Genomic DNA, 7093 nt, shown 5'->3' with positions numbered 1-7093 from the left:
CTACAGAAAAAGATCAATGGGGTATTCCTATATTGCATATTGATGCTCGAATAAGAGAAAACGAACGCAAGATTATTAAGCAAGCTGCAATAGATATAAAAGAAATACTTACGGCTGGGGGGTGTGTGGATATTAAAGTAAACGAATTTCCTGAAACAAAGCCAATTGCTGTTGGCGATCGAGTGCATGAAATGGGAGGTGCCTGTATGGGCGAAGATCCTAAAACATCCGTTTTAAATAAATGGGCGCAAAGCCATGATGTCCCCAACTTGTTTGTAACCGATGGTGCCTGCATGTCGTCTTGCGCCACTCAAAACCCTTCATTGACTTATATGGCTATTACTGCTCGAGCTGTCGATTACGCAGCAAAACTAATTTTTAAAGGCCGAGTGCAAAAGGGGAATTATGTCTAAAGTTAATATAAGTCGTCGCTTGTTTATCGGAGCATCAGTATATTTTGTAGCTACCCCTGTATGGGCATCTATTTTCAATACTGTAAATTCATTATCTGTTTTTTCTCAAAATGGGCGTTTCTTTACTGCAAAAGAAATGACTATTTTGAGCGATATGGCTGAAATAATGATACCCAGAACAGATACACCAGGAGCTACTGATGCAAAGGTTATAGATGTTCTCGATGCGCTCATGATCAGTTGGGCTGGTAGTGAAACTAAGCAACAGTATAATTTTATTATTAAACAGATAGATTTAATTGCTCAATCAAGTTTTAAAGTTAATTACCAAAGTGCAGCGAAAGCAGATAGAGAGCTTTTGCTCAATAAGCTTGATCAGCGTTCTTTTGCTGAACGCTCAACTGAGTTATCAAAAAGCTACCGTAAACTTAAAGAGATGATATTCCATATTTTCTACACTTCAGAAGAGGCGAACCCCGATTTTATGTTAGTTCCCGGTACTTACAGAGGCGATATCATTAAAGAAGAATTTGATACTTATAATAGAAGAGGGAGAACAGTTTAGGTTTATACAAATTAACTACTCATTAAAAAGGCCATTACTATGATGGCCTTTTTAATGAGCAAGATAAGCGCCCTCAGTCATTGGCGGTCAAGTTCAGTCATATAGGTGTTATGTTTACAAAGGGATATATTTAAATAACTTGTTTTTTTATAAATTAAAAGATAGTTAATTATTTTAAATATAGCGTTATGTTTCTATAAGTTATTGTTTTTGAATTCTATTTAAATAAAAAGACCGAAAGTGATTATTTTTGATTTAAAGTTGGGTTTTCTTGTGTTACGGTATTGTTAATTAGCGGTTTAGGTTGTTAAATTCAGGATGTAAGCAATAGGCTAATTTGAAAATAGTAGACACACACACACAATATATGGGGATTACAATGTTTAATAAAGAGAATAAAAAACTCGCCTCTACGCAATTAATAGGTGGCTCGTTAGGTTTAGCTTTAACTTTATTTGCACCTTCAATTTTGGCCCAAGAAGTTAAGCAAGCGATTGATGACAATCAAAAATCAGCAGTTGAAAAGGAAAAAGACGAATTTGAAGTTATTGAGGTGCAAGGGATCCGTGGTTCTTTAGAAAATGCGTTAAATACTAAGCGTGATGCCCCATCTATAGTTGATGCTATTTCAGCATCTGACATAAATGCACTACCTGCTTTAGATTTAGGTGAGGCTCTTCAGGCTGTACCTGGTGTGCAAATTGAACGCTCTGGCGAAGGCCGACAGTCAGAAATTAGCTTACGTGGCTTAGGGGGCGGTTTCGTAAAAACAACTTCGGCAGGCCAAAGTTTTGCAACTCCTAGTCGTAGCTTTAGCGATGTGGGTTCAAGTAACCCATTCTCTGCATTTGAAGCGAGTGTTTTTGATGGTGTGACCGTTATTAAAGCTGCGACAGCTGACATGCAGGCGGGTGGTATAGCCGGTGTTGTAGATAAACAGCTACAGCGTGCACTTGCCAAACCAGATGGCAAATATAATGTTAGTGTCGGTGGGCGTTATGAAGAGTTAACCCAAAAGTGGGATGAGTCTATTAAGTTCTCTATGAGCAAACACCTTATTGAAAATGAACTTGCAATCGCTTTTAAAGCCGCAGGTTCAGGGCAAACATTCCGCAGAGATACTGCAAACTTCACAAATTACGCGCCATTAATTGGACAAAATGATGCTGCTACAGATGCAAACTTACGCGTAAACTCCACTACAATTGATGCTTACCGTGCTAAATATGGTATCCCAGAAGGCGCCGCTATTCGCAGTCCATCTTCATTAAGAAATGTATCAGAGTATAGTGAAGGCGACCGTATTTCTTTTACGGGTAATATAGAATGGCGACCTACTAGTGATATGACCGTTGGTGCGCATTTACTTTATACTAAGCGTGATCTTGATAGTGGTACAAAACAAGATGCACAATTTAGCGCAGGCTATAATCAAAACAAGCCGCAAAATAGTGATCGGTTTTATATGATAGAGCCAGACATGAACACGGCTCCATTTATCTACGACACTCTTGAAGATGGCACTCCAGTTTATGCTGTAAGCAAAACAGCGATTACGGATGGCGAGTATCTGTTTACAAACCGTGAAACGACTTTCTTTGAAGAGGCAAAAGGCCTATTTTTATATGGTGACTACGTTGTAGATGATTGGACCTTTAATGCTATGCTAACCCATTCTGAGTCAGAGAATAATTTTCAAAATATCGGCTTGGACTTTAGGCATACTGGCCATCATAAGGCGACAACAAAAGTTAATGGTGTAAATGTAGCTACTGTCCCTACAGGAATCGACATCCAATTAGATTCTGGTGAAGGTAATTTAGATCGTGCATTTATCGATGCAACAGGCTGGGATAATTACAACTACGACGTAGATTGGCAAAGCCCAACAGCTTTAAATGCATTATCTTTAACAACAGCGGATGCTTTAAATGATAACAGACGACTAAGCCACTACATTACCGGTAGGATAGATAACCCTATCCGTAAAATGACAAGCGGTGAGTTTGATGCTAAGCGCTATGTAGACTTTGGCTTTGGGGATGTTCTAAATTTTGGCTCTATTAAGTTTGGTGCAAGATATAGCCGTGAGGTATTAGAAAACTTTGACCAAGGGATTGGCGCGGCTGGCGTAAATGCTAATGCAGTAGGTAGTTCTGCTATTAGTGACTCACTTTTGTCTGACGGACAAAGTGAATTTTTTAACGGTAACTTCCCTGGCACATTTGGTGCGGATAGCGGCTGGAGAACGTTTGAAAACTTATCTCACATTGCAGCTTTGACTGATGGAATTGCCGATCTTGAAGGCGGTATCAAAGCTGGTAATACAGGTTTTTATGAACGTTTTAACGGCCCACATCCACAAAGGTATGCAACAAACTTTGATGTTGAGCAGACAATAACAGCAGCTTACGTTATGACCGATTTAAGTGGTGAGCTTGGCGATGTAATGTGGACCGGTAATGTTGGTATGCGTTATGTTCACACAAATAACGACTTTAATGGTATTAGACGTGACCGAAGTGCCGGCGATGTTTTAGTAGATACTAAAATAAGTGATGATTACGATCACTGGTTACCATCAGTTAACTTTGCTTTTGATTTACGTGAAGACCTTGTTTTGCGTACAGCATATAGTAAAGGGTTTGTTCGCCCGAACCTTCGTGTAATGACGCCAACTACAGAGGTAAGAGGCGGTAATACAAGTGTAACAGTTGATAAACCAGCAAGTTTTGTAAAACCATATGATGCAGATAACTACGATATGTCATTAGAGTGGTATAACCGTGACGGTAGTGCTATATCTGTAGGCGTATTTTATAAAGAACTTACGGGCTTTTTTGAGGATAGAGAAAGCTGCCCTGAAGGCGACCCGCTTATAATTGAAGCGTTAGGTAGCGATGTGGTTCGTGAAGATAACCCAGCTACAGGTGGTTTTGTTTGTACACAGGTTGAACCATTTACTGGCGATGATGGCACGGAAAACTTTCGGTCTGTTAGAATCAACGAGAAGTTTAACGATGATGAAACCATTGAGTTAACAGGTATTGAACTAGCTATTCAGCAAAAGCTAGACTTTTTACCATACCCTTGGAACGGTTTCGGTGGTGTATTTAACTACACTTACATTGACCAAGATGGTACCGAAGAAAGTACATTGTATTCTGTTGCACCTGAATCGTTCAATGCAATAGGTTACTACGAAAACGATGGGTTTAGCGTAAGGGTTGCTTATAACTGGAAAGACGACTCATACTTGAAAGGTCAAAACTCTTACTTAGGCGTACAGCCTCGTGTGCAAAAAGCAACAGGCCGTTTAGATTTAGTAACTTCATATAAGTTCACTAATAATTTCAGAGCTTATTTAAGAGGTTATAACCTTACTGATGAGCAACGTTATGAGTACTGGGGTAATAACGAAAAGGCGGTTTCGCGTGTTGATTACACTGGGCGTATTTATGAAGTGAGCTTTAGCTACAGCTTCTAAGTAAAAATTAAGTTACTTTTAAAGCCTAATAATTTATTGTTAGGCTTTTTTCATTCCATAAGGTCATAAATGAATTAACTTAGCAATACTAAGAGATTGTTTGCTTAATAATCTATGCTAAAGATAGAGTGCTTAAGTATGCTCAAACTTTAAAGTGCATATATATTTGGTGGATATTTAAATTTGCTTAGCTAAAGGGCACTACCTTTTAGACTGCAGTAACTAGCAATCGTTTATAAAACTAAGCTTAATAAAGACTAGTGAAGATAAATGTGGGGCTATGCATATCCAATTATCTAAACACTATTCGCAGTAAAATAGCTAAAGCTCATAAAGTGATTTAAATAGATAAAGCGTTATAATCAAGTAGAATAATGAACTATTGCGACAGGGGAAGGGTTGAGTTCATATAGTGAACGCAAAGATAAGTAACTAAGCTCGAAAGTTGAGTTTATACAATTTATAAATAGTTATTAAGTTGAGGATAATTACAGTGGCTTCCAGTAATATACCACCTAGAGAGCCGACAATAATATTGTTTATAAGCCATAAACATGAGCCCACAAATACAACCCAGCGCATCTTGATCCCATTGAGACAAAATAAAGCGTACGTACCTATGCATGACCCCGCTATAGCGATATAGTCTGTCCATTGGTTTACTGTTAGATACCCAATAAATGCGGTAAGTATAATGAATAAGCCAGCGACCCATTTCGCTTTTGTTTGTAATGAAGTTGCTGTTCGTCCTGCTGCGAATAAACAGCATAGTGAGGAAGTTACTGCATTTAATAAGTAAAAGTGTAGTGCATGATTTAAGTTCATTAAAATCATCATAATTTTAAAGCGGCGGTCATCTTTTTGGGTAAAACACAGCATTGCTAGGATGTAACTTACAAACCCTAAAGCTTGTGCAAAATAACTATCAAACACATATTCTCCTTTAAATATCGCTAATTGCATGAAGCAGTAATAATTAAACAGCCTTAATAGACTAAAACAGATTTACAGGGAAATAATTGACTGCTTTATTCATGTGTGCTGGTGATGCTTGAAAGTGCAGCAGGGCATTCACCTACGATGGCAATAACATAAACTAGGCTATTCGTCTGTTATATACACTGTACCAACGGTCGATTTTTCTAATAGAGACTGCCATTCACGAGTGTCCCAATTTGCAGAGTTACCTCTACTAATTGCTGTGCGCATATTTCTAACAAATTGGCTAAAATCTCTTGCATCCCTATCACGGTAAGACAACGCCAACAAATAGTAGTACTCAGGATTATTGCCATGTTGATGTTCAATATTTTTCAAATCTTGCACGGCCGATTCAATATCCAGCAAAAACTTATCCTTGGCTGTGAGCTTAATATCAATAGCTCGAATTGCTGAATTTATATGACCTTTGCTCATTGCAGACGAAAACCAAAATAACGCTTTGCTTTGATCTTGTAGCACCCAAGGGCTCGAATTTAAAATCATTGCTAAGCGAAACTCGGCACGAACAAGGCCATATTTGCTTGACTGGGATATCCAATTAATTGCTTCAGGAATATTTCGCTGTTCACGGTAAAGTAACATCCCGTATTCAAACATCGCACTAGGGTGGCCTTGTTTTGCTAGAGCTAATAGTTTTTGTTCTGCTTCTTGTGGGTTAGAAGTGAGCCAAGGGAAGTTGAGTAATGCCATCGCGTACTGATATCGTTCGTTAAGCTTTGTTCCATTTGCTAACTTTTTAGAGGTGCGTAATATTTGTGCGTACATCGCCTCGTTTTTATCAATCAATATCGATCTTGAATAAACGGCTGCACCAAGAAACACTCTGTGAACAAAATTTGTCTGTTGATTATTTATCGATGGTTTCGGTTGAGGGAAGAGAATAAATTCGTTAATCAGCCTTGCAGCAGACCCACCAATGTTTTGCACTTCAAAATAATTACGAATAGATCCATCGGCAGCAATATCAATATCTAATATTAGATAAGGTTCTTTAGGGGTAGACATATAAGTGGCATCTTCATTTCCACCTTCTTCAATGGCTAAGTTATTTAAACTAGCAATTGAATCTTCCATGAAGTCATCACTATAGAAAGTACGCTTTAACTTCTCACGGCCGTCAAAAGTAATTTTTGTAGGCAACGAATTATCTAGAACGACAGGGAAGTACTTAGCATCAATAGCTTGTTTACCAAGCTTTGCTTTATAGTCGTTCATTATCTTGCTAAAAGCTGTTTTTGTTTCAGGTGCTAGAGCCGCTAGTGTGTTATCTATCACTTTTTGTGCATCAAAATAATCATATTCAGCTGCTAAAGAGTAGTAAATAAGAGCAGTGATAACATCTTGTTCTACTCCCAAGCCTTTAGCGTACATTCTTGCTAACTGATAATATGCATGTGGATTACCTAGCTTCGCAGCGTCCATATAGCCAGCTTTCGCCAATTCATATTTTTGAGCAGTGAAATAACCATCAGTTTTTAGAATATCGGCAGCCTGTAATGTAAATGTATTTATTACCGTAGCCAATAATAACCATCTTATTGTTGTTCTCATTAGATTTCCAATATAGATAATGCCGCTGCGAAGAACCAATTACTTGTAGAATAAAGCCTCATAATTGACTTTATG

5 protein-coding genes are annotated in these 7093 nt (G+C 38.2%); 3 read left to right on the top strand and 2 right to left on the bottom strand.

Going from position 1 to position 7093, the window contains the following annotated elements:
* The 3 genes from PSH54_RS15310 to PSH54_RS15300 all read left to right on the top strand — a co-directional run.
* Window positions 1-413 (top strand): GMC family oxidoreductase (locus tag PSH54_RS15310; protein WP_273606527.1); only part of this gene is annotated, 413 nt, incomplete at its 5' end.
* Window positions 406-978 (top strand): gluconate 2-dehydrogenase subunit 3 family protein, encoded by a 573-nt coding sequence (locus PSH54_RS15305; RefSeq protein ID WP_273606526.1) that lies wholly within the window; start codon window positions 406-408, stop codon window positions 976-978. The genes PSH54_RS15310 and PSH54_RS15305, both read left to right, overlap by 8 nt.
* Window positions 979-1357: 379 nt before the next feature.
* The gene (locus PSH54_RS15300) at window positions 1358-4465 is read left to right on the top strand and encodes a TonB-dependent receptor (RefSeq protein WP_273606525.1); all 3108 of its coding nucleotides are present in this window, start codon (window positions 1358-1360) and stop codon (window positions 4463-4465) included.
* Between the two features lie 432 nt (window positions 4466-4897).
* Here PSH54_RS15300 and PSH54_RS15295 read toward each other — a convergent pair whose 3' ends face one another.
* Window positions 4898-5398, bottom strand: coding sequence for a YgjV family protein (locus tag PSH54_RS15295; RefSeq protein WP_273606524.1), 501 nt, complete (start codon window positions 5396-5398; stop codon window positions 4898-4900).
* A gap of 168 nt (window positions 5399-5566) precedes the next feature.
* The gene (locus PSH54_RS15290) at window positions 5567-7018 is read right to left on the bottom strand and encodes a tetratricopeptide repeat protein (RefSeq protein WP_273606523.1); all 1452 of its coding nucleotides are present in this window, start codon (window positions 7016-7018) and stop codon (window positions 5567-5569) included.
* Window positions 7019-7093: the final 75 nt, after the last annotated feature.

The sequence above is a fragment of the Pseudoalteromonas sp. Angola-30 genome, assembly GCF_028599215.1.
In the GTDB taxonomy this organism is placed as follows: domain Bacteria; phylum Pseudomonadota; class Gammaproteobacteria; order Enterobacterales; family Alteromonadaceae; genus Pseudoalteromonas; species Pseudoalteromonas atlantica.
Note: the sequence above shows the minus strand (reverse complement) of the source record. Positions and strands in the feature narration are given on the sequence as shown.

What these genes read in the sequence shown, in the direction of transcription:
- PSH54_RS15305 (WP_273606526.1), top strand. Translation starts at nt 406, where the DNA reads ATGTCTAAAGTTAATATAAGTCGTCGCTTGTTTATCGGAGCATCAGTA.
- PSH54_RS15300 (WP_273606525.1), top strand. Translation starts at nt 1,358, where the DNA reads ATGTTTAATAAAGAGAATAAAAAACTCGCCTCTACGCAATTAATAGGT.
- PSH54_RS15290 (WP_273606523.1), bottom strand. Translation starts at nt 7,018, where the DNA reads ATGAGAACAACAATAAGATGGTTATTATTGGCTACGGTAATAAATACA.